Origin of the sequence: Methylobacterium cerastii (genome assembly GCF_022179125.1) — a bacterium.
GTDB lineage: Bacteria > Pseudomonadota > Alphaproteobacteria > Rhizobiales > Beijerinckiaceae > Methylobacterium > Methylobacterium cerastii.
In genome coordinates this window covers 46,192-70,996 of sequence record NZ_BPQG01000079.1, presented here as the reverse complement: position 1 = coordinate 70,996, position 24,805 = coordinate 46,192, and the positions used below count along the sequence as shown (strand labels likewise).

Genomic DNA, 24,805 nt, shown 5'->3' with positions numbered 1-24,805 from the left:
CCCTTGATCGTCACGGCGCTGGCTCGGAAGACGTTCAGGAAGGACTCCGTCGGCAGCGCGTACTCGATGCCGCCGCCGTAGGCGTAGCCGGTTTCCATGTTGGAGCGGCGGGCGGCATAGGTCACCGGCGCGCCGGTCTGGAAGGTGACGGACTGTGTCACGTCTCCGTAGGCGAAGCCGCCGGTGCCGTACACGAACACCCGGTCGAAGGCGTAGCCGACGCGGCCGCGCACCGTGCCGAGGTAGTTGAGCTCTGTGCGGTAGCTATTGGTCAGGACGTTGGCGTTGAAGACGGGGTTGAAGATCGTCTCGGTGCGGCGGCGCTGCAGATCGGTGTACTGCGCGTCGGCCTCGACGCCGACGACGATGCCGGAGCCCGGCGTGAACTGGAAATTGTAGCCGATCTGACCGCCGCCGGTGAAACCGTCCTGCGGCAGCGGCACGCTCGGGCGGCGCAGGTTGCGGTCGACGTTGAGCTGCAGAGCGCCGATGCCGGCGGTGCGGACGTTGTCACGCTCCGAGAAGGCGTAGCCGGCGTTCGCGCCGAGGTAGAAGCCGGTCCAGGTGAAGACCGGGACGGGCGTGAACACCGGCGGCGGCGCGCGGCGCGGAAGGTCGGCGGCGCCGGCGGCGGCTGCGAGGGCCGTCGATGCGACGGCGGCGAGGGCGATGGACTTCAGCACGGGCGGCATCCGGGGTTGGTGTCTGGTGTTGCCGACCAGTAACCCCAACGGCCTCCTCTATGATATGACTTAACGGCAACACTCGGAAACAGGCGTTTTCTGAATTTCCGTGACATGCCGTAGATCAATACCCTACGTTTCTTACAGAAAATTCATCCGTCGAATCTGAACTTTTTCGCGACCGCATCGCGCGGCGGCGCGGCCCTGCAGGACGACCGAGCCGTCCTGCAGGGCGCCTCGCTCACACCGCCTCGTCGGCGATCTCGCCGCCCTCGTCCTCGCCGGCGATGTGCTCGACCGAGACGACGCGCTCGTCTTTGGCGGTGTCGAACACCGTAACGCCCTGCGAGGCGCGGCCGACGACGCGGATGTCGTCCACCGGCACGCGGATCAGCTGCCCGGCATTGGTCACGAGCATGATCTGGTCGCTGGTCTCGACCGGGAAGGAGGCGACGAGGTTGCCGTTGCGGGCGTTGACCTCCATCGCCTTGATGCCCTTTCCGCCGCGGCCCGAGGTCCGGTACTCGAACGACGAGGTCCGCTTGCCGTAGCCGCGCTCGGCGAGCGTCAGCACGAACTGTTGGTTGGCGCCCATCTCGGCGTAGCGCTCCTGCGACAGCAGCGGCGCGTCGGTGGCGGCCTCCTCGGCGTCGGCGTCGTTCGCTTCGGGCGCGGTGTCGCCGATGACGGCGCGCTGCATCTTGAGGAAGCCGACCCGCTCCTCGGGTGTCGCCTCGAAGCTGTTCAGGATCGTCATCGAGATGACGCGGTCGCCCTTGCCGAGGCTGATGCCTCGCACGCCGGTGGAATCGCGGCCCTTGAACACGCGGACGTCCTCGACCGGGAAGCGGATGCACTGGCCGAGCGCGGTGGTCAGCAGCACGTTCTGCTCGGGGCGGCAGATCTCGACGTGGACGATGTGGTCGCCCGGATCGAGCTTCATCGCGATCTTGCCGTTGCGGTTCACCTGCACGAAGTCGGACAGCTTGTTGCGTCGGACGCCGCCCGAGGCGGTCGCGAACATCACGTCCAGCGTCTCCCAGGAGCTCTCGTCCTCGGGCAACGGCATGATCGTGGTGATGCGCTCGGCCTGGTCCTGCAGCTGCAGGATGTTGACCAGCGCCTTGCCGCGGGCGTTCGGCGCCGCCATCGGCAGGCGCCAGACCTTCTCCTTGTAGGCCTGGCCCTGGCTGGAGAAGAATAGCACCGGCGTGTGCGTGCTCGCCACGAACAGGCGGGTGACGAAATCCTCCTCGCGGGTGGACATGCCGGAGCGGCCCTTGCCGCCGCGGCGCTGGGCCCGATAGGTCGAGAGCGGCACGCGCTTGACGTAGCCGGCGTGGCTCACGGTGACGACCATGTCCTCGCGCTGGATCAGGTCCTCGTCGTCGACGCTGGAATCGTAGTCGAGGATCACCGTCCGCCGCGGGGTGGCGAACTGCGTGCGCACCTCGGCGAACTCGTCCTTGACGATGGTCTGGATGCGTGACCGCGAGCGCAGGATGTCGAGGTAGTCGGCGATCTCGTCGGCGAGCGACTTCAGCTCGTCGCCGACCTCGTCGCGGCCCAGAGCCGTCAGGCGCTGCAGGCGCAGGTCGAGGATCGCGCGGGCCTGCACCTCCGAAAGCCGGTAGGTGCCGTCGTCCTTCACGCGGTGGCGCGGGTCGTCCACCAGCGCGATCAGGGGGGCGATGTCGTGGGCCGGCCAGTCGCGCGCCATCAGCGCCTCGCGCGCCGAGTTCGGATCGGGCGAGGTGCGGATCAGGCGGATCACCTCGTCGATGTTGGCCACCGCGATGGCGAGGCCGCACAGGACGTGGGCGCGCTCGCGGGCCTTGTTCAGCAGGAACTTGGTGCGGCGGGAGACGACCTCCTCGCGGAAGTCGATGAAGGCCTGGAGCAGGTCCTTTAGGCTCATCAGCTCGGGGCGTCCGCCGTTCAGCGCCACCATGTTGCAGCCGAAGGAGGATTGCAGCGGCGTGAAGCGGTAGAGCTGGTTCAGCACCACCTCCGCCATCGCGTCGCGCTTGATCTCGACGACGATGCGCATGCCGTCGCGGTCGGATTCGTCGCGCAGGTCCGAGATGCCCTCGACGCGCTTCTCCTTGACCAGCTCGGCGATCTTCTCGACCAGCGTGGCCTTGTTCACCTGGTACGGAATCTCGGTGAAGATGAGCGCCTCGCGCTCCTTGCGCAGCTCCTCCACGTGGGACTTGGCCCGCATGATGATCGAACCGCGTCCGGTGGCGTAGGCCAACCGCGTGCCGGCGCGCCCGAGGATCGAGCCGCCGGTGGGGAAGTCCGGCCCGGGCACGATCTCGGTCACCTGCTCGATGGTCAGGCTGGGATCGTCGATCAGCGCGATGCAGGCGTCGATGAGTTCGCCGAGGTTGTGCGGCGGGATGTTGGTCGCCATGCCGACGGCGATGCCGCCGGCGCCGTTGACGAGAAGGTTCGGGAAGCGCGCCGGCAGCACCGAGGGCTCTTCGCGCGACTCGTCGTAGTTCGGCTGGAAATCGACGGTGTTCTTGTCGATGTCGGCGAGCAGCGCGGTCGCGGGTTTGGCCAGGCGCGATTCCGTGTAGCGCATGGCGGCGGCCGGATCGCCGTCGACGGAGCCGAAGTTGCCCTGCCCGTCGATGAGCATCAGGCGCATCGAGAAGTCCTGCGCCATGCGGACCAAGGCGTCGTAGATCGATTGGTCGCCGTGCGGGTGGTAGAGGCCGATCACGTCGCCGACGATGCGGGCCGACTTGACGTACTTGCGCTCGGGCAGGTGCCCGCTCTCGTAGGCCGCGAACAGGATGCGCCGGTGCACCGGCTTGAGGCCGTCGCGCGCATCCGGCAGCGCCCGGCTCACGATCACGCTCATCGCGTAGTCGAGGTAGGACCGGCGCATCTCGTCGGTGATGGAAACGGGCTTGATGTCGCTGGCGGGCGGCGGCGTGCCGGCCCCTGTCTCGTCGTTGTCGGCCAAGGGCTTTATCCGTGTGGCGAAGGCCCCGCGTCCGGAGCCGGTGTCTGGTGCGGCGCACGCCGAAAGGCCGCGGGCGGCACGACGTGGGGGAAGACGAATGATATCAGACGGTTAATTATTCCTCCCGCGGCACCGGCGCAAGCACCTGATCCACCCCTGTCCGGCGCTCTTTTCGAGAGCGTCAACGACGCTCGCAACCGTAGGATCGCGTGCCGGAGCGTGCATCTCCACAGACCGGCCAAGCTCGCCCCGGAACGCTGCCGAACGATCCGCAAGGTTTGGGTGCGGTGCGGGGAACAACAGCTGGGCCGGCAGCTTCTGTGACAGATGTGGCTGTTCACACCCGGCTCCGCGTCGGGGATCGCCTCTGCGCGATTCGAACCGGCCACGAGCCCTGAAACGATGAGGATGCTGGCCTGATGCGGCGCACGCACAACATGCCCTTCGGCGCCGAGATCGCCGGCGACGGCGTCCGCTTCGCGCTCTGGGCGCCGACCGCCGAGGACGTCACCCTGGTGGTCGACGGCGCCGACCACGCGATCCCCGACGCCGACGAGGGCTGGCGCCGGACGACCGTGCCGGGGGTGGCGGCCGGCGCGCGCTATGGCTTCCGAATCGACGGCGACCTCGTGGTGCCCGATCCCGCCTCGCGCTTCCAACCGGACGACGTCTCGGGGCTGTCCGAGGTGGTCGACCCGTCGGCATTCGCCTGGACCGACGCCGCCTGGACCGGCCGTCCGTTCGAGGAGGCGGTGATCTACGAGACGCATGTCGGCACGGCGACGCCTGAGGGCACCTATGCCGGCCTTCAGGCGCGCCTTCCCGACCTCAAGGCGCTCGGCGTCACAGCGATCGAGCTGCTGCCGCTCGCCGACTTCAAGGGGACCCGCAACTGGGGCTACGACGGCGTGCTGCCCTACGCGCCGGACGCCGCCTACGGCCGCCCCGACGACCTCAAGCGCCTGATCGACGCGGCCCACGGCCTCGGGCTGATGGTCTACCTCGACGCGGTCTACAACCACTTCGGGCCGGCCGGGAACTACCTCCACGCCTACGCCAAGAGCTTCTTCACCGAACGTCACCAGACTCCGTGGGGCGCCGGCATCAACTTCGACGGCAAGGAGAGCGGCCACACCGTGCGGCAGTTCTTCATCCAGAACACGCTGTACTGGCTCGGCGAATACCATTTCGACGGCATCCGCTTCGACGCGGTGCACGCGATCCTCGACGATTCGCCCAAGCACTTCCTGGCCGAGCTCGGCGAGACGGTGCGGGCGACCTTCCCTGATCGACAGATCCACTTGATGCTGGAGAACGAGGCCAACCAAGCGCGCTGGCTCGAGCGCGATGCGGCCGGCAAGCCCGTCCAGCACGACGCGCAGTGGGCGGACGACTTGCACCATTGCTGGCATGTTCTGCTGACGGGCGAGGATTCCGGCTACTACGAGAGCTTCAGCGACAAGCCGGTCGAGCGTCTGGCCCGCTGCCTGTCGGAGGGCTTCGCCTACCAGGGCGAGCCCTTCAAGACGCTGGGCGACCATCCCCGCGGCGAGCCCTCGGCGCACCTGCCACCGACCGCGTTCGTCACCTTCCTGCAGAACCACGACCAAGTCGGCAACCGGGCGCTCGGCGAGCGCCTGAGCCACCTCGCCGACCCGGCGAGGCTCGACCTCGCCCGCGCCGGCTTGCTGCTCGCGCCCCAGATCCCGATGCTGTGGATGGGCGAGGAGTGGTCGGCCTCGACGCCGTTCCTGTTCTTCGTCGACTTCGCGCCGGACGAGGACCTGAACAAGGCCGTGCGCGAGGGACGCCGCAAGGAGTTCAAGAGCTTCGCGGCCTTCGCCGACGACACCTCGGTGATCCCCGACCCGACCGAGGCCGAGACCTTCGAAGCCTCGAAGCTCGATTGGGCGGAGCGCGAGCGATCCCCCCATCGCGAGGTCCTGGCCGAGACGACGCGCCTGCTGGCCCTGCGCCGGGACGTGGTGGTGCCGCTTGCCAAGTCCGGCTATCGCGGGGCCAAGGCGAACCTGCCCCGTGCGGACGTCGTAGACTGCACCTGGTCCTACGACGGCGGGACGCTGCGCTTCGTCGCCAACGTCGGCAACGGGCCGTATTCCGTCGAGGCCGGCGACGACACGCTGGTCTGGACCAATGCGCCGGACGGCACCGGTGCAATTTTGCCCGCTTGGACGGGCGTATTCCTGACGAAAGCGGCCCGATGAGCAGCGCACTGCAACGCCTGGCCGACCTGGCCGGCATCGCCGACGGCTACGTCGACGCCTTCGGCAAGCCGGTCGAGACCCCGCTCGAGGTTCGCCGCGGCATGCTCGCCGCGCTGGGCTTCGCGGTCGAGAGCGACGACGCCGTCGCCCGCAGCCTCGCCGAGGCCGAAGCGTTGCGGAACGGCCCGATCCCGCCGTTGCTCCCGGTCGAGGCGCGCCGCGCCGCCCGCGTGCCGGTCCGCGGCGAAGGGACTGTGAACTGGCGCCTCGTCGACGAGCGCGGCAGCGCCCGCGAGGGCCGGGCCGCCCTGTCGGGCGACGCCGCCGGCTTCGAGCTTCCGCCGCTGACGCCGGGCTACCACCACCTCACGGTGACGCTCGGCGACCGCACGGCGCAGGCCTGGATCATCTCCGCTCCGCAGCGCTGCTGGCGTCCGCGCGCCTACGCCGACGAGGGTGCGAGCGATTGGGGTCTCGCCGCCCAGCTCTACGGGCTGCGCTCGGACGACAACCTCGGCATCGGCACCTATGCCGACGCCGGCCACGCGGCGCACGATGCGGGCCTGCGCGGCGCCTCTTTCCTCGGCCTCAGCCCGGTCCACGCGCTGTTCTCCGCCGACCGCACGAAGATCTCGCCTTATTCGCCGTCCTCGCGCCTGTTCCTCGACACGCTGTTCATCGCGCCGCGGAGCCTTCCGGGCTTTGCCGGCTCGCGGGCGGAGGCGTTGCTCCTCGAGATGGCGCCCCGTGTGGAAGCCATTCGCGACGCGGCGCTCGTCGATCACCAGGGCGTGTGGGACGTGCTCTCGCCGGTGCTTCGGGCGCTGTGGGAGGAGTCCGACGCCAAGCGCGGCGCGGATGCCGGCTTCACGGCGTTTCGCGCGGAGGGCGGCGAGGACCTGCAATCTCACGCCACGTTCGAGGCCCTGTCGGAGCACTTCAAGGGGCAGGGCGCCCAGTGGCTCGGCGACTGGCCCGAGGCCTACCGGCGCGCCGGGACCGAGGCCGTCGTCGCCTTCGCCGAGGAGCACCGGGACGCGGTCTCTTATCACGCGTGGTTGCAGTACCTCGCCGACCGGCAACTCGCCGACGCGTCGGCGCGGGCGCTCGCCACCGGCATGCGGATCGGCCTCTATCGCGACCTCGCGGTCGGCGCCGACCGCGGCGGCTCCGAGATTTGGTCGCATCCCGAGCGTTTCGCCGACCGCGTCTCGATCGGCGCGCCGCCCGACCTGCTGGCGCCCAAGGGCCAGGATTGGGGCCTACCGGCGTTCGATCCGCTCGAGATGGAGCGCGACGGCCTCGCCGCCTTCCGGGCGCTCGTGCGCGCTAACATGCGCCATGCCGGCGCGATCCGCATCGACCACGCCTTCCAGCTCGCTCGCCTGTTCCTGATCCCGCTGGGCGGCGGCGCTAAGGACGGCGCCTACGTGGCGATGCCGTTCGAACCGATGATCGCGGTGCTGCGGCTGGAGAGCCATCGCAACAAGTGCCTCGTCATCGCCGAGGATCTCGGCACCGCGCCGGAGGGCTTCTCCGACGCGCTGATGCAGGCCGGCATCCTGAGCTACCGCATCCTCGCCTTCGAACGCGAGCAGGATGGGCGGTTCAAGGCCCCCGACGCCTACCCGCGTGACGCGCTCACAGCGATCACCACCCACGACCTGCCGACCTTCGTCGGCTGGTGGCGCGGGGTCGACACCGACACCCGCCAGTCGCTCGGCCTCTACGACGCCGAGCGGGCGGAGGCCGAGCGGACCGAGCGGGTCACCGAGCGCCGCCGGCTGTCGGAGGCGCTGGCCGGCCAGCAGCTCATCGTCGGCGCCGAGCCGCCGGACGTCGCGCCGTTCGAGGCCGCGGCGCGCTACCTCGCCCGCGCCCCGTCGATGTTGACGGCGGTGCAGTACGAGGACGTGGTGTCCGAGCTGAGCCAGGCCAACGTTCCGGGCTCGACCGAGGGCTATCCGAACTGGCGGCGCAAGCTCGACCGCGACCTGAACGCCATCGCCGCCCCCGGCGGCCCGCTGGCGAAGCTCGCCGCTTCGCTGTCTGCCGAGGATCGTGGCCCGCGCTCGGGCGCTGCGCGTCTCGCGACGGCGCCGCCGCGGGCGACCTATCGGCTCCAATTCCACAAGGACTTCACCTTCGCCGACGCGGAGAGGATCGTCCCGTATCTCGCCAAGCTCGGCATCAGCCACGTCTACGCCTCGCCGCTGCAGAAGGCGCGGCCCGGCTCGACTCACGGCTACGACATCGTCGACCACGGGGCGATCAACCCGGAACTCGGCGGCGAGGCCGGCTTCGTCCGCCTGTCGGACGCCCTGCGGGCGCACGGGCTGAAGCTCCTCCTCGACATCGTCCCGAACCACATGGGCGTCGGCGGCGCCGACAACCCGTGGTGGCTATCGGTGCTCGAATGGGGCGCGCTCTCGCCCTTCGGCCACGCCTTCGACATCGACTGGGAGCGCCTGGGCGCCAACCGCAACCTCGTCATCCCCTTCCTCGGCGAGCGCTACGGCGAGGCGCTGGAGAACGGTAACCTCGAACTCAAGTTCGATGCGGAGGCCGGCGCCTTCAGCGTCTGGCACTACGAACACCAGTTCCCCATTCGCCCGCTCAACTACCCGACGATCCTCAACCGGGTGCTCGCGGCGCTCGGCGACGTGGACGAGGAGGCGCAGGGCGAGCTGCTCGCCATCTCCGAGCGCCTGCGCGCCATGGGTGCCGAGACCGACCCGAAACGGCGTCACGCCTTCCCCGAGGAGGCCGAGGGGCTGAAGCGGCGTCTCGCCGCAGTCTGCGCGGTGTCGCCTGAAATCCGCGCCGCCATCGACCGCAGCTTGAAGCTGCTCAACGGCTTCAAGGACCGCCCCGACAGCTTCGGCCCGCTCCATCGGCTGCTCGAAAGTCAAGCCTACCGCTTGGCGCATTGGCGCGTCGCGTCGAGCGACATCAACTATCGGCGCTTTTTCGACGTGAACTCCCTTGCGGGCCTTCGCGTCGAGCTGAACGACATCTTCCACCGCTCGCACGAGACCGTGTTCCGGCACGTCCGCGAGGGGCGGATCGACGGCCTGCGCATCGACCACATCGACGGGCTGGCCGACCCGCAGGGCTACGCGCGGGCGCTGCAGGCCGCCGTTGGGCCGGGCTTCTACGTCGTCGTGGAGAAGATTTTGGAGCCGGGCGAGAAGCTTCGGCCCTGGCCTGTGGCCGGCACCACCGGCTACGACGTGCTGAACCACCTCGACGGCATTCTGGTCGATCAGGGCAAGCGCGGGAAGATCAAGCGTCTCTACGAGTGGGCCACCGGCTACGACGAGCCCTACGGCTTCCAGCTCCGCGCCGCGAAGGCCGAGATCCTTGAGATCAGCTTCGCGAGCGAGCTCGAGGTGCTGACCAGCGACCTCAAGGAGATCGCCGACGCCGACCGGCGCACGCGCGACTTCTCGGTCAACGCGATCCGCCGGGCGCTGATCGAGATCATCGCCCGCTTCCCGACCTATCGCAGCTACCTGCCGCCGGACCTCGACGAAAGCGACGTCGAGGCCGAGGACATCCGGTTGATCGAGGGCGCGGTCGCCAAGGCCAAGCGCTGGTCTGCGTTGCCGGACCGCTCGGTGCACGACTTCGCCGCCGCCGCCCTGATCGGACGGATCGAGACCGCGGGTCCCGGCAGGCCAGACCCGGGCGTCATCCTGCGCTTCCGCCGCCGCTTCCAGCAGCTCACCGGCCCGGTGATGGCCAAGAGCCTGGAGGACACGCTGTTCTACCGCTACGCGATGCTGCTCGGCCTCCACGAGGTCGGCGGCGACCCGGGCGAGTACGGGCTGGACGCCGAGCACTTCCACGGCCTGCAGGCGGCGCGCGCCCGCGACTGGCCGAACGCCATGATCACCACGGCGACGCACGACACCAAGCGCGGCGAGGATGCACGGACGCGCCTGCTCGCCTTGTCCGAGCTGCCGGAGGAGTGGGCCCGCGCCTGGGACCTCTGGCGCACGGTCGCCGGCCCGCATCTCGCGAGCATCGACGACGAGCCAGCGCCGGACGCCAACGACCAGTGGATGTTCTTCCAGGCGATCCTAGGGGCGTGGCCGCTCGAGTTACTCGACGCCGACGCGCCAGACGCGATCGAGGACTTCCGCAAGCGCCTGACCGCCTACAGCGAGAAGGCGATGCGCGAGGGCAAGCGCCGGTCGAGCTGGGTCAACGTCGACGAGGCCTACGAGGGCGCGGTCGCCAAGCTGTTCGAGGCGCTGATCGCACCGGGCTCCGCGTTCCTGGCCCAGCTCCGGCCGTTCGCCCGCCGCCTCGCCCATCTCGGCATGATTGCCGGCCTCGGCCGCACGGTCCTCAAATGCACGCTGCCGGGTCTTCCCGACGTGTACCAGGGCACCGAGTTCTGGGACTTCTCGTTCGTCGACCCCGACAACCGCCGGCCGGTGGACTACGCGGCCCTCGAACGCGCCCTCTCCGATGAGGACGCCGTGCTCGGGCTGCTTTCGCGTTGGCCGGACGGGCGCGTCAAGCAGGCCACCCTGGCGCGACTGCTCGCCGACCGCGCCGCGCGGCCGGCCTTCTACGCCGAGGCCGACTATCGCGCGATCGAGGCCGCCGGCCCGCGGGCCGAGAACGTGATCGCCTACCTGCGGTCCGACGCGAGCACGGAGGGCGACCTGTTCGTCGCCGTCCCGCGTCTGGTCGCCGGATTGGTGACGGACGAAACGTGGTCCGGCGCAGGCTTCGCCGGCACGACCGTCGACCTCGGCGCCGGCACCCGCTGGCACGACATCGTCACGGGGGCCGACTACGAGGGGTCCGCGGATTTCGGGGCGCTGTTTTCCGCGCTTCCCTACGCCGTGCTCCGGCGCCGGCCCTGAGACCCCGCGTGCCGTGCCGGATCATCGGGCACGGCACGCACCCGGCATTCGGGCGTTAGCCGATGACGCCATCCCATATTTTCGAGGCCAGCATGAACGGACCAACAACCGCATCGAGGAAAGCCGCAGCGGACGGGGCGGCCCCCGTCTCGCCGCCGGCCGGCCTCGCGACGGGGGGCTCGGGAGCGCGCGTCCTGGGGCCGCGGATCTACAACCTGTTCCCGCTCCTCGTCGGGCGGGTGTCGGATTGGACGGCGGAGCTGCCGCGGATCGCGGAGCTCGGCTTCGATTGGGTCTACCTCAACCCGTTCCACGCCACCGGCGGGTCGGGCAGCCTCTACGCGGTCGCCGACCCGGAGCGCCTCGACGACCGCTTCCGCGACGACGACGGCACCGACGACGACGCGCAGATCCGGCGCTTCTGCGCCGCGGCCGAGGCGGCCGGCCTGTCGGTGATGACCGATCTCGTTATCAACCACACCGCCAACGACGGACGCCTCGCCCGCGAGCGGCCGGACTTGTTCGTCAAGGAGGCCGACGGCTCGATCGCGAGCCCGGCGGCGGTCGATCCCGACGACCCGACGATCCGCACCGTCTGGGGCGACTTGGCCGAGCTCGACTACCATTCCGAAGGTCCGCGCAACGAGCTGACCCGGATCTGGGACGCCTACATCGCCCACCTCCAGGGCCTCGGCGTCGCCGGCTTCCGCTGCGACGCCGCCTACAAGGTACCGCCGGAGACCTGGCGCGCCCTGATCGGCCAGTCCAAGGCACGCGAGGCCGGCTGCCTCTTTGCCGCCGAGACGCTGGGCTGCACCTTCGAGGAGGCGAGGGCCACGGCCGGGGCGGGCTTCGACTACCTGTTCAACTCGTTCGCGTGGTGGGACCTGAAGAAGCCCTGGGCGCTGGAGCAGTACGAGCGCCTGCGCGTCATCGCCCCCTCGATCGCGTTCCCCGAGAACCACGACATGCCGCGTCTGGCGGCCAAGGTGACGGGCGCGGCAGACGCCGTCGCCGCGCAGCTGCGCAGCCGCTACGCGCTGGCCGCGTTCTACTCGGCCGGCGTGCTGATGCCGATCGGCTACGAATGGGGCTATCGCCGCCCGGTCCACGTCGTCGACACAACGCCGGCCGACCGCGAGTCGGACACCGGAATCGACATCTCGGCCTACGTCACCGCGATCAACGCGCTCCGCGCCGAGCTTCCCGCCGCCAACGTCGAGGGCGCGCAGGCGCGGATTTCGTCGCCGGACGCGGACTTCGTCGCGCTCGCCCGCTACGACACCGGGCACCCGGCCTCCGCGCGGCACGCCGTGATCCTGATCTTCAACCCGACCGACAAGCCCGTGCCGGTCGATGCCGGCGCGCTGATCACCCGCACCGGCGGCATGCTCGGGCCGTTCGTCGATCGCACCCCCGAGGCCGAGCCGATCGCCTTCCATCCCGGCAGCGCCATCGACCTGGCGCCCGGCGAGCTGCGGATCATCAGCGCCGAGGCCGCAGTGGTGACGAAGCTGCCGAGCCGCGGCACGCCGGACGGCACGGGCCGCGTCGTGATCGAGGCGGTGGCGCCGGAACTCGACGGCGGCCGGTCCCCGGTCAAGCGCGTCGTCGGCGAGAGCTTTGCGGTAGAGGCCGACATCTTCTCGGACGGGCACGAGATCCTGAACGCCGCGATCCTCTCCCGCGTCGTCGGCGCGACCGAGTGGCGGCGCGACCCCATGGCGTTCGTCGACAACGACCGCTGGGCCGGGCATTTCCCGCTGGAGAAGAACGCCCGCTACGAGTTCACCATCGAGGGCTGGCGCGACGGCTTCTCCTCGTGGATGCGCGACACCCTGAAGAAGCGTGACGCCGGAGTGGACGTGCGCCTCGAGACCATCGAGGGCGTTACCCTGGTCCAGACTGCCGCCGACCTCGCCGAGGGACGCGACAAGGAGCGGCTGCACGCGCTCGTCGCGGCGCTCGGCGCCGAGGAGACCGGCTCCGCCGCCCAGCTCGACCGCATCCTCGTCCCGGATTCTGCCAGCCTCGTGCGCCGCAACGCCGAGCGGGTGAACGCCTCGCGCTATCCCGTCGTCGCGCAGGTGATCGCCGACCGTCTCGCGGCCCGGTTCTCGGCCTGGTACGAGATCTTTCCGCGCTCGCAATCGATGGACGCGAACCGCCACGGCACCTTCGACGACGTGATCGGCCGCCTGCCGGAGATCCGCGAGCTCGGCTTCGACGTGCTGTACTTCACCCCGATCCATCCGGTCGGGCGCACCAACCGCAAGGGCAAGAACAACACCCTGAAGGCGCTGCCGGGGGACGTCGGCTCGGTCTACGCGGTCGGCACCGAGGAGGGAGGCCACGAAGCGGTCCACCCCGATCTCGGCACGCTCGCCGACTTCGAGCGCCTCGTCGCGGCGAGTCACGCCCACGGCATGGAGGTCGCCCTCGACTTCGCGATCCAGTGCTCGCCCGACCACCCCTGGATCAAGAACCATCCCGAATGGTTCGAGTGGCGCCCGGACGGGACGCTGAAGTTCGCCGAGAACCCGCCGAAAAAGTACGAGGACATCTCGAACGTCCACTTCTACGGCGGCGCGCTGCCGTCGCTGTGGATCGAGCTGCGCGACATCCTGCTCGGCTGGTGCTCGCGCGGCGTGCGCATCTTCCGCATCGACAACCCGCACACCAAGCCGATCCCGTTCTGGGAGTGGGTGATCGCCGAGGTGAACGGCCGCTACCCCGACGCGCTCTTCCTCGCGGAGGCCTTCACCCGGCCGAAGATGATGAAGAAGCTCGCCAAGGCCGGCTACCAGCAGAGCTACACCTACTTCACTTGGCGCAACACCAAGGCCGAGCTGACGTCCTACGCGATGGAGCTCGCCGGCAAGATGGGCGAGTACTACCGCCCGAACTTCTTCGCCAACACGCCGGACATCAACCCGCACTACCTCCAGACCAGCGGGCGGGCGGGCTTCGTCGTGCGCGCGACGCTGGCTGCGACGCTGTCGTCGGTCTACGGCATCTACAACGGCTTCGAGCTGTGCGAGGCCGCGCCGTATCCCGGCAAGGAGGAATACCTCAACTCCGAGAAGTACGAGCTGAAGGCCTGGGACTACGACCGCCCCGGCAACATCCGCGAGCACATCGTCAAGCTCAACCAGATCCGTCGCGAGAACCCCGCGCTCTGGGACTTCCGCAACGTCGTCTTCACCGGCGCCTACAACGACGAGATCATCGCCTACGCCAAGACCACGCCCAATCGCGACAACTGCGTGTTCGTGATGGTCAACCTCGACCCGAAGAACCGCCAGGAATGCACCTACGAGGTGCCGCTCTGGCTGCTCGGCGAGGATGACGGCGGGGCGGTGGCGGTCGAGGACCTGCTCGACGGATACACGTTCGAGTTGCGCGGCAAGTCCCACCGCATCGCCCTCGATCCGGTCGAGCGGTCCTGCGTGATCTGGCGCCTCAGCCGTCCGAAGCGGGTTGCGGGCTGAAGCCGCCCGTGTAACCAGAAACGGCGCGCGATCGGCCCTGTCGGTCGCGCTGTCGCCACCATCCTGCGGTTAGACAGCCGCACACCGATCACGTGACGACCTCGTCGTGCGGGACCGGCCCGACAAGCCCCTGAATCCGACGTGCGAGGCAACGACGCGATGATCGATCGCAGCGATCCGCAATGGTACCGTGACGCCATCATCTACCAGATCCACGTCAAGTCGTTCTTCGACTCGAACAATGACGGGATCGGTGATTTCGAGGGCCTCACCCAGCGGCTGGACTATGTCCGAGACCTCGGCGTCACCGCCATCTGGCTGATGCCGTTCTACCCGTCCCCGTTGCGGGACGACGGCTACGACATCGCCGACTACGAGGAGGTCAACCCGTCCTACGGGACGATGGCGGACTTCCGCCGCTTCGTGGAAGCCGCGCACGAGCGCGGCCTGCGGGTGATCACCGAGCTCGTCATCAACCACACCTCGGACCAGCACCCGTGGTTCCAGCGCGCCCGCGAGGCGCCGGCCGGGTCGCCGGAGCGCGACTTCTACGTCTGGTCGGACACCGACACGCCGTATTCCGACACGCGGATCATCTTCCTCGACACCGAGACCTCGAACTGGACCTGGGACCCGGTCGCCAAGCAGTACTTCTGGCACCGGTTCTACAGTCACCAGCCGGACCTGAACTTCGACAACCCGAAGGTGCTGGAAGCCGTCATCGAGACGATGCGCTACTGGCTCGACATGGGCGTCGACGGCCTGCGCCTCGACGCGATCCCCTACCTGATCGAGCGCGACGGCACGAACTGCGAGAACCTTCCCGAGACCCACACGGTCATCAAGGCGATCCGCGCGGCGCTTGACGCGAGCTATCCCGACCGGATGCTGCTGGCCGAGGCCAACCAGTGGCCGGAGGAGACCGCGCAGTATTTCGGCGACGGCGACGAATGCCACATGGCGTTCCACTTCCCGCTGATGCCGCGGATGTACATGGCGATCGCCCGGGAGGACCGGCACCCGATCACCGACATCATGCGCCAGACGCCCGAGATCCCGGAAGGGTGCCAGTGGGCGATCTTCCTGCGCAACCACGACGAGCTGACGCTCGAGATGGTGACCGCGGAGGAGCGTGACTACCTCTGGTCGTTCTACGCCGCCGAGCGCCGCGCCCGCATCAACCTCGGCATCCGCCGCCGCCTCGCGCCGCTGCTCGAGAACGACCGGCGCAAGATCGAGCTGATGAAGTCCCTCGTCCTGTCCATGCCCGGAACGCCGGTGCTGTACTACGGCGACGAGATCGGCATGGGCGACAACATCTATCTCGGCGACCGCGACGGCGTGCGCACGCCGATGCAATGGTCGCCCGACCGCAACGGCGGCTTCTCGCGGGCCAACCCGCAGCGCCTGTTCCTGCCGGCGATCCAGGACCCGATCTACGGCTTCGACGCCCTGAACGTCGAGGCGCAGACGCAGTCGCAGACCAGCTTGCTGAACTGGACGCGGCGGATGATCGCCATCCGCAACAACAGCACGGCGTTGGGCCGCGGCTCGATGCAGTTCCTATATCCTAGCAACCGCAAGGTGCTGGCCTGGATCCGCGAGTTCGAGGGCGAACGCGTGCTCTGCGTCGCCAACCTGTCGCGCGCGCCGCAGGCGGTGCAGCTCGACCTGTCGGAGCTGCGCAGCGCGGTGCCGATCGAGCTCACCGGCGGCAGCGAATTCCCGCCGATCGGCGAGCTGCCCTACCTGCTCACCCTGCCGTCCTACGGTTTCTACTGGTTCTCGCTGTCGTCTGCGAACACCGGCACGGTCGGGCCGATGAAGGAGGCGCCCGAGCTGTTCACGCTCGTGCTCACCGGCGGCATCGAGAGCCTGATGGCCGGCCGCGAGCGCGTCGCCTTCGAGCGCACCGTGATCCCGCCCTTCATCGCCAGCCGTCGCTGGTTCGGCGCCAAGGGCTCGCGGATCAAGAGCGTGAAGGTCGTCGACTGCGCCACCGTGAAGGAGGCCGGCGGCGAAGCCCGCTTCCTGCTGCCGCGCATCGACGTGCAGCTCTCCAACGGCGAGCGGCAGCAATACTTCGTGCCCGTCGGCGTCGACGAGGGCCGCGAGGACGAGACGCTGCTCGAATTCGCCGTGGCGCGCGTGCGCCGCGGTCCACGCACCGGCTTGCTTTACGGGGCTGCGGCCTCGCCCGACTTCGCGATCTGCCTCGCCGAAGGCATGCGCGACGGCCGCGAGATCCCGACCGAGGGCGGCAAGCTCGTCTTCTCCTCGACTTCGGCGTTCGACCACAGCGTGCCGTTCGAGGCCGCCGACGTGCGCCGGCTGTCGGCCGAGCAAAGCAACACCTCGATCGCCATCGGCGCGAAGATGATGCTCAAGCTGCTGCGCCGCCTGCAGCCGGGGACCCATCCCGAGGTCGAGGTCGGGCGCTTCCTCACCGAGGAGGCGAAGTTTCCGAACACGCCGGCGCTGCTCGGCACCCTGGAGCACGTCGCCGAGGACGGCACCCGCACGGCGCTCGCCGTGCTGCAGAGCTTCGTCCTGAACCAGGGCGACGCCTGGACGGTGATGCTTGAGGGCCTGCGCCGCGACTTCGAGACCGTGGTGCTGGCTCCCGAGAGCGAGGCGCCGACGCCGGAGGACGCGTTCCACGACCACCTGCGCTGGGCCGAACTCCTCGGGCGCCGCACCGCTGAGATGCACAACGCCTTCGCGATCGAGACGGCGGACGCGGCCTTCGCCGCCGAGCCGTTCATGGCCGACGACCTGGCGGTGCTCGGCGCCGACGCGAAGCATCAGGCCGACCGCGCCTTCCGCGGGCTCAAGGGCATCGCCGAGCGCGGGCTCGACGTCGGACGCCCGGCGAGCGCGGCCTTGGCCGAGCGCCGGGCCGAGGTCGACGCGCTGATCGCGTCGCTGACGCGCGATCCGCCGAAGGGTGCGTTCAAGACCCGCATCCACGGCGACTACCACCTCGGACAGGTTCTGGTGTCGAGCGGCGACCTCGTGCTGGTCGACTTCGAGGGCGAGCCCTCGCGACCGGCCGACGAGCGCCGGGCGAAGTCGACGCCGCTGCGGGACGTCGCCGGGATGCTGCGCTCGTTCGCCTACGGCGCCGAGACGGTGACCCGCGAGATCGCCGGCCGCTTCGCCGATTCCGAGGACCGCGCGCGCAACGCGGCCCTCGCCTGGCGTGGCATGATCGATGCGGCGTTCCTCGAAGGCTACGGAAGCGCCGTCTCCGAGAGCCGCGCCGCCGTGACCGACCCGGCGACGCAGGACCGTCTGTTGCGCCTCTGCCTCCTGACGAAGGCGCTCTACGAGGTCGATTACGAGGCGAACAACCGCCCGGACTGGATCGAAATCCCCGCCCGTGGGGTTCTGACCATTCTGGAGGACGCCAAGGCGTCCTGATCCAAGGCGCGGGCCGACGGGGCGAAAACGGCCTCCCCGGCCCGCGCGGAGACTGACGGACTTGAGGCCCTCGCCCGACCCATTCGGGCGCGGCCCCGGTCACCCGAGAGAGGCACCTGAATGACGGCCATCGACCAGACCTTCGCGACCCGCTCCGACCCGTCGGACACGAACCAGGTCTCGAATGTCCCCTCGTCCGGCTCCGCGCCGGCGGGGGCGGCGCACGGCGTCCATCCCGATGCGATCGCGGCGGTGATGGCCGCCAACCATGGCGACGCCTTCAGCGTGCTCGGTCCGCACCAGGTCGGACCCGGCACCTGGGAGGTTCGTGCCGTCCTGCCGGAGGCCAAGTCCGCTGCGTTGATCGTCGGCGGCGACGCGGTGCCGTTCGAGCGGCGCCACCCGGAAGGGTTCTGGGTCGCGAAGGTCGAGAGCCAGGGCCGGCCGCTCTACGAGATCGAGGTCGAGACCTGGGATGGGGCCAAGCGCCGCCGGCACGACCCCTACGGCTTCGGTTCGTCGCTGGAGCAGCACGACGTCGACACCCTGCGCGAGGTCGGCACCAACCTCGTCTACAAGATCCTCGGCGCACAGCTCGGCTGCCTCGACGGCATCGACGGCTTCCGCTTCGCGGTCTGGGCCCCGAACGCCAAGCGCGTGAGCGTCGTCGGCGATTTCAACGAGTGGGACGGGCGCCGCCATCCGATGCGCCTCTGGAAGAACGGCGGCCTCTGGGAGCTGTTCGTACCAGGGCTCAAGGCCGGCCAGAACTACAAGTTCGAGATCCGCGGCCCCGACGGGTCGCTGCTGCCGCTGAAGGCCGACCCGGTCGCCTTCGCCGCCCAGCACCCGCCACAGACCGCCTCCGTGCTGCAGGGCACGAGCGAGCCCGCCTGGCACGACAAGGCCTGGATGGAGACGCGCGGCGAGAAGGACCCGCGGCACGCGCCGATCTCGATCTACGAGGTCCACCTCGGCTCGTGGGCGCGGGTGCCCGGCGAGGGCAACCGCTACCTCACCTACAAGGAGTTGGGCGAGCGGCTGATCCCCTACGTCAAGGAGATGGGCTTCACCCATATCGAGATGCTGCCGATCACGGAGTTCCCGTTCGACGGATCGTGGGGCTATCAGCCGGTGTCGCTGTTCGCGCCGACGAGCCGCCACGGCACCCCGGACGACTTCGCGGCGTTCGTGAACGCGGCGCACGCGGCCGGCATCGGCGTGATGCTCGACTGGGTGCCCGGCCACTTCCCGCTCGACGCGCATGGGCTCGGCCAGTTCGACGGTACGCACCTCTACGAGCACGCCGACCCGCGCCAGGGCTTCCACCAGGATTGGGGCACCTACATCTACAATTTCGGCCGCGCCGAGGTGGCGACGTTCCTCGCCGCCAACGCCCGGTTCTGGCTCGAGCACTACCACCTCGACGGCCTGCGCGTGGATGCCGTCGCCTCGATGCTCTACCTCGACTACTCGCGCCGCCAGGGCGAGTGGATTCCGAACCAGTACGGCGGCAACGAGAACCTCGATGCGATCGAGTTCCTGCGCAAGACCAACGAGGCGACCTACAGCCACGCCCCCGGCACCATCACGGTCGCCGAGGAATCCACCTCCTGGCCCGGCGTCTCGCACCCGACCTATACCGGGGGGCTCGGCTTCGGCTTCAAGTGGAACATGGGGTGGATGCACGACACCCTGAACTTCGTCTCGACCGATCCGATCCACCGGCGCTACCACCACCACGACTTGACCTTTGGGCTGCTCTACGCCTTCTCCGAGAACTTCATCCTGCCGCTGTCCCACGACGAGGTCGTGCACGGGAAGGGCTCGCTGCTCGGTAAGATGCCCGGCGATCGGTGGCAGAAGTTCGCGAACCTGCGCGCGTATTTCGGCTTCATGTGGGGACACCCGGGCAAGAAGCTGCTCTTCATGGGCGGCGAGTTCGGCCAGGAGCGTGAGTGGAACCACAACCAGTCGCTCGACTGGCACCTGCTCGACGACCCGGCCCACGCCGGCGTGAAGGACGTGATCCGCGACCTCAACCACCTCTACGTCTCGACGCCGGCGCTCCACAGCCGCGACACCGAGGCTGCGGGCTTCCAATGGCTGGTGGCGGACGACCAGGACAACAGCGTCATCGCCTGGGCGCGCAAGGGCCGCGAGGCCGGCCAGATCGCCCTCGTCGTCTCGAACTTCACCCCGGTGCCGCGCGAGAACTACCGCGTCGGCGTGCCGGCGGCGGGTTACTACCGTGAGGCGTTCAACTCGGATGCCGGCATCTACGGCGGCTCGAACGTGGGCAACATGGGCGGCCGTGAGGCCGACGCGACGCAGAGCCATGGCCAGGCGCATTCCCTGAGCCTGACCCTGCCGCCGCTCTCGACCATGATCTTCGTTCGCGAGGGCTGACGACAAGGGCGGCCGCGCCGCAAGCTGCGGCCGCCCATGCTGTTTGATGCGGAGGAGGTCGCGTTGCTCGATTCGGTTCGGACTTCGTCGGTCTCCCTCCCGAGCATCCGCCTGCACGTGGCGGAGGCCGGACCGTCCGCCGGCCTCCCCACCATCGTGCTGCACGGCTTCCCGGAGTTCTGGTACGGCTGGCGCCGCCAGATCGGCCCCCTCTCGGAGGCGGGCCTGCGCCTCGTCCTACCGGACCAGCGCGGTTACAATCTCAGCGACAAGCCCGGGGGCATCGCCGCCTACCACCTCGACCGGCTCGCCGCCGACGTGATCGAGCTCGCCGACCATTACCGTTTCGCGAAATTCCGCCTCGTCGCGCACGATTGGGGTGGGCTGGTCGCGTGGTGGACTGCCTCGTTCTACCCCGAGCGGATCGAGCGTCTGGCGATCCTCAACGCGCCGCATCCCGCGATCTTCGGCCCCTACATCCGGCGGCATCCGACGCAGATGCTGCGCAGCGCCTATGTCGCATTCTTCCAGATCCCGCACCTGCCCGAGAAGCGTCTGACCGCGAACGACTGCGCCGTGCTGCGGCAGGCGCTGGCGACGACCAGCCGAAAGGGCAGCTTCACCGACGCCGACCTCGATCTTTACGCCGCTGCCTGGGCGAAGCCCGGCGCGATGACCGGCATGCTGAACTGGTACCGCGCGCTGCGCCTGCCGCGGGCGAGCGCCGCGCCGCGGGTGACGGCGCCGACGCTGATCCTGTGGGGCCGCCGCGACCACGCTTTGGGGAGCGGCCTCGCCGAGGCGAGCCTCGAGCTTTGCGACGACGGACGTATCGAATGGTACCCGGAGGCGACGCACTGGGTGCAGCACGATGCGGCCGACGCGGTGAACGCATCCCTCGTCGCGTTCCTGCGCGCCTGAGAAGACGCCGTTCCGAGACCTGAAAAGACGAAGCCCGCGGATCCTACGATCCGCGGGCTTCATCACAAGATATCCAGTTAAGAGGCGCGAGCCTCAGCGCTTGAACTTGCCGTCGTACTTGAACTCGGGCGCAGCCTTGAGCTGATCCTTGGTGGCGCCGATGATCGCCTTCCACTTCTTCGCGCCCTCGTCGTAGCCGAGCGCAACGGAGGCCGGCTCGACCGAGACGTAGCGCTCGCCCATGCCGAGGAAGCCGCCGACGGAGATGATGTAGCTGGTGAGCTTGCCGTGCTCCATCGCGAGATCCTTGATCTCGCCGACGTTGTTGTTCGAGCCGTCCATCACGTTGAGGCCGATCAGGTTGTAGCTCAGCACCGCATCCTGCGGCACCGGCACGAACTTCGCGGCCGTGGTCGGGGTGGTCTGCTCGGCGGCGAACGCCGCGCCGGAGACGGTGAGGGCGACCATGGATGCCAGGATCAGACGACGCATTGCAATCTCCAAGACCCGAAAGGGGTGCCTAAGAATGCCCTGCGGCCTCGATCGTTCCGTCACCGATTCGCGACGCATCGCGAGCGTCGCCCATGGTCTTGCATGCGCGAAAAAGCCCGCGAACCTTTCGATCCGCGGGCTTTGTGTTGGGGTTCGGCGTCAGGCAGCCTGCTTGCGCTTCTCCGGCATCGCCTTCTCGGACTTCGCGTCGGCGCGCGTTTCGGTGCGCACCTCGTTGCGTCCTTTGGCGGCCGTGAGCGGGAGCTCGATGTCGAGGCCCAGCGTCGAGACGCCCTCGCCGCGCTCCAGCGTGATCTTCACCTTGTCGCGCTCGACCGAGACGTGCTTGGCGATGACGGCCAGGATCTCCTCGCGGAGCGTGATAACGAGGTCGGGCTGGCCGGTCTCGGACCGCTCGTGGGCGAGGATCAGTTGGAGGCGCTCGCGGGCGACGGAGCCGGAGGCGCGCTTGTTGAAGAGGCCGAGGAGGGTCATGCCGCCCTCCGCAGGAAAAGCTTGTCGAGGAAGGACTTGCGGTCCGTCGGCATCGTCATCGGCAGCGTCTCGCCCTTGAGCCGGCGCACGGCGTCGGTGTAGGCGCGGGCGGGCGCGCAGAGCGGGTTGTTCAGCGTGACCGGGCAGCCGACGTTCGAGGCGCGAAGCACCTCCTGGCTCTCGGGGATGATCGCCAGCAGCGGGATCGACAGGATTTCGAGGACGTCTTCGACCTTGAGCATGTCGCCGCGGTCGGCCCGGCTGGGGTCGTAGCGGGTGAGGATCAGGTGCTTGTCCATGTTCTCGCCGCGCTCGGCCTTGACCGTCTTCGAGTCGAGCAGGCCGATGATCCGGTCGGAATCGCGCACCGACGAGACTTCCGGGTTGGTCACCACCACCGCGACGTCGGCGTGGCGCATGGCGAGCTGGGCGCCGCGCTCGATGCCGGCGGGCGAATCGCAGATCACCCAGTCGAACTTCTCGCGCAACTCTTCCATGACGCGGGCGACGCCCTCGTCGGTCAGCGCGTCCTTGTCGCGGGTCTGCGAGGCCGGCAGCAGGTGCAGGGTCTCGAGCCGCTTGTCGCGGATCACCGCCTGGTTGAGCTTGGCGTCGCCGTTGACGACGTTGATCAGGTCGTAGACGACCCGGCGCTCGGCCCCCATGACGAGGTCGAGGTTGCGCAGGCCGACGTCGAAGTCGACGACGCAGACGCTCTGTCCTCCCTGCGCGATCGCGGCACCGAGTGCCGCCGTGGTCGTCGTCTTGCCGACGCCGCCCTTGCCCGATGTGACGACCAAAACCTTTGCCACGCGTGTCGCTCCTTGATCTGCGGTGATCGGATCGAGTTCTGAGATTTCGTAGGTCAGTCCAAACCCGCCATGCGGATCGCGCCGCCGTCGAGCCAGATCTGTGCGGGTTTGCCCTGGAGCTGCGTTCCGATGTCCTCGGCCGTGCGGACGAGGCGATCGATCCCGAGCAGCTCGGGCTGGAACTTGCGGCAGTAGATGCGCGCGCGCGGGTTGCGGGCGGCGCCCGCGATCGCCCGGCCGCGGAGCGCGCCGTAGATGTGGATCGAGCCGCCGGCCAGGATCTCGGCGCCGGAAGAGACCGAGCCCATCACCGTGACGTCCCCGGTGGGATGAACCACCGTCTGCCCGGAGCGGACCGAGCCCTCGATCGTGATCGAGGTCGAGACCGGCTCCTCCGGGACCTTCGGCAACGCGAGGTCGGGCAGGTCCAGGTTGCTGGCCGGGCGTCCGCCGATCAGCAGCGGCGGCAGGCCGGCCGCGATGCTCTCCACGCCCTCGAAGCCGAGGATGCGGACGCGGCGGCCGATGAGGTCGGCGACGAGCGCCTGAAGCGCTTCGTGGTCCGGGCGAAGGGCGCCGAGATCGAGGATGATCGCGCGTCCGTCGAACAGGGTCGGCGAGCGCTTCAGCGCCGCGTCGAGGTCTGCCAGCCAATCGGCGAGCGGCGCTTCGGGCTTCAGCGCCATCGCCTTGAACGCACGGCCCCGGAAGGCGAGGGCGCGCGGGGTGGAAGGCTTGGCGGCGGGCTTGGCCGGCTCGGCAGGCTCGGTCGCCGGGGCGGGGTCGGCAGGCTTTGCCGGGTCCGAGGCCGCCGCAGCGGTCTCGGGCGCGGGCGATTCAGTGCCGGCCGGCAGGCCAACCGCTTCCGGGGAAACGGCTTTCTCGGGCTGTGCCGAAACGGGACGGTCGGGGTCCGGAAAGATCTGTGTTTTCACGGGTCAACGATTCCTTACCGGATCATTGACGGCGGATATGGTTACCGAACGGTTAAGGATGGTGATCCTGTCGCCATCTCATGCCGGTATCCTGTGATCGCGGCCTCAGGTCCGCTCCAACAGTGCCAACCGGATCGCGTCCTCGACGAGGCGGACTTCCACGGCTTGGCCTGTGAAGCTCGGATCGAGGTCGTCGGCGGCCTTGTAGAGGCCGTCGATCGCGATCAGCTCCGGCTCGAACTTCCGGCACCAGATCCGCGCGTTCGGGTTGCCGGCGGCGCCCGCGATCGCGCGCCCGCGCAGCGGGCCGTAGACGTGGATCGACCCGCCGGCGATCACCTCGGCGCCCGAGGCCACGGCCCCCATCACCGTGACGTCGCCTTCGAGGTGGAGCACCGCCTGGCCGGAGCGGACCGGCGCGTCGAGGATCAGCGAGACGGCCGCCGCCTGCGGTGCTGGAGCCGGCGCGGCGGCCTCGGGGGAGGGAGCGTCGGGCTCCGGCATCTCGATCTCGCCGGCGGGGCGCCCCCCCGCCAGGGCGGGCGGCAGGCCGGGTCCGAGCAGGGCCGGAGCCGCCCCCTCGATCCCGTAGATCGCGATGGCGCGGGACGACAGCTCGGCCACAAGCCCGGTCAGGTCGTCGCGGTCGAGGGTCAGCCCGGTCAGGTCGAGGATCACCGGCCGCCCGGAGAAGAAGGCCGGCGCGCGCTGGCGCAGGGCGTCGAGGTCGGCGAGCCAATCCTCCACCGGAGGCAGCGGCGCGAGCACGGTCGCCATGAACGAGCGGCCGCGGAAGCGGATCGGCGGACGGGGCGCGTCGGGCTTGGGCTGGGTCACGGGGGCGGGCATCTCGCGTGTCGGGCCTGGACCTCGCCTGCATGCGGCGTGCGCGCCCGCGGAGCAATCCTCCCGATCGGCTTGCCCACCCCGATGGTGATCCGAGGTCGGCCGGACACGTGCGAGCACCACGCCGCAATCCCTGCTCGAAACCCCGCTAAGCCGTTGCGCGCTAACTGGAATGGTTCTGAAACATAGCGGTTGCAACAGCGCCCGCGGCCT

13 protein-coding genes are annotated in these 24,805 nt (G+C 69.3%); 6 read left to right on the top strand and 7 right to left on the bottom strand.

What is annotated here, in order from left to right:
* On the bottom strand, window positions 1–683 hold a 683-nt coding region (locus MFF13_RS22035; protein ID WP_238272936.1), incomplete at its 3' end, for an outer membrane protein.
* A gap of 241 nt (window positions 684–924) precedes the next feature.
* On the bottom strand, window positions 925–3,660 hold the full coding sequence (gene gyrA, locus MFF13_RS22030; RefSeq protein WP_238272935.1) for a DNA gyrase subunit A: 2,736 nt from the start codon (window positions 3,658–3,660) through the stop codon (window positions 925–927).
* A gap of 419 nt (window positions 3,661–4,079) precedes the next feature.
* Here gyrA and treZ point away from each other — a divergent pair, with 419 nt between their 5' ends.
* The 6 genes from treZ to MFF13_RS22000 all read left to right on the top strand — a co-directional run bounded on the left by treZ (window position 4,080) and on the right by MFF13_RS22000 (window position 21,012).
* A complete protein-coding gene (gene treZ, locus MFF13_RS22025) occupies window positions 4,080–5,885 on the top strand; it encodes a malto-oligosyltrehalose trehalohydrolase (protein ID WP_238272934.1) in 1,806 nt (601 codons plus the stop codon).
* Window positions 5,882–10,768, top strand: coding sequence for a malto-oligosyltrehalose synthase (locus tag MFF13_RS22020; RefSeq protein WP_238272933.1), 4,887 nt, complete (start codon window positions 5,882–5,884; stop codon window positions 10,766–10,768). Before treZ ends, MFF13_RS22020 begins: the two co-directional genes overlap by 4 nt.
* Before the next feature lie 92 nt (window positions 10,769–10,860).
* Window positions 10,861–14,259, top strand: coding sequence for a maltotransferase domain-containing protein (locus MFF13_RS22015; protein WP_238272932.1), 3,399 nt, complete (start codon window positions 10,861–10,863; stop codon window positions 14,257–14,259).
* Window positions 14,260–14,418: 159 nt separating this feature from the next.
* Window positions 14,419–17,682 carry a maltose alpha-D-glucosyltransferase gene (gene treS, locus MFF13_RS22010; RefSeq protein ID WP_147827801.1) on the top strand — a complete coding sequence of 1,088 codons (3,264 nt, stop codon included), beginning with the start codon at window positions 14,419–14,421 and terminating at the stop codon, window positions 17,680–17,682.
* A 120-nt stretch (window positions 17,683–17,802) separates the two neighbouring features.
* Window positions 17,803–20,091, top strand: a complete 2,289-nt coding sequence (gene glgB, locus MFF13_RS22005) for a 1,4-alpha-glucan branching protein GlgB (RefSeq protein ID WP_238272931.1) — start codon at window positions 17,803–17,805, stop codon at window positions 20,089–20,091.
* A gap of 36 nt (window positions 20,092–20,127) precedes the next feature.
* Window positions 20,128–21,012, top strand: a complete 885-nt coding sequence (locus MFF13_RS22000) for an alpha/beta fold hydrolase (protein WP_373322591.1) — start codon at window positions 20,128–20,130, stop codon at window positions 21,010–21,012.
* Window positions 21,013–21,105: 93 nt separating this feature from the next.
* Here the strand turns inward: MFF13_RS22000 and MFF13_RS21995 are convergent, their stop codons facing one another.
* The 5 genes from MFF13_RS21995 to minC (MFF13_RS21975) form a co-directional block, all read right to left on the bottom strand.
* Window positions 21,106–21,504 (bottom strand): PRC-barrel domain-containing protein, encoded by a 399-nt coding sequence (locus MFF13_RS21995; RefSeq protein ID WP_147750117.1) that lies wholly within the window; start codon window positions 21,502–21,504, stop codon window positions 21,106–21,108.
* A 159-nt stretch (window positions 21,505–21,663) separates the two neighbouring features.
* Window positions 21,664–21,999 carry a cell division topological specificity factor MinE gene (gene minE / locus MFF13_RS21990; RefSeq protein WP_147761326.1) on the bottom strand — a complete coding sequence of 112 codons (336 nt, stop codon included), beginning with the start codon at window positions 21,997–21,999 and terminating at the stop codon, window positions 21,664–21,666.
* Entirely contained in the window at window positions 21,996–22,811 is an 816-nt protein-coding gene (minD, locus tag MFF13_RS21985) for a septum site-determining protein MinD (protein ID WP_147750119.1), read from the bottom strand. Before minD ends, minE begins: the two co-directional genes overlap by 4 nt.
* A 53-nt stretch (window positions 22,812–22,864) precedes the next feature.
* Window positions 22,865–23,497 (bottom strand): septum site-determining protein MinC, encoded by a 633-nt coding sequence (gene minC, locus MFF13_RS21980; RefSeq protein WP_147750158.1) that lies wholly within the window; start codon window positions 23,495–23,497, stop codon window positions 22,865–22,867.
* A 354-nt stretch (window positions 23,498–23,851) separates the two neighbouring features.
* Window positions 23,852–24,595: a septum site-determining protein MinC gene (minC, locus tag MFF13_RS21975; RefSeq protein ID WP_238272929.1), complete on the bottom strand. Its 744-nt coding sequence runs from the start codon at window positions 24,593–24,595 to the stop codon at window positions 23,852–23,854.
* Between the last annotated feature and the right edge of the window lie 210 nt (window positions 24,596–24,805).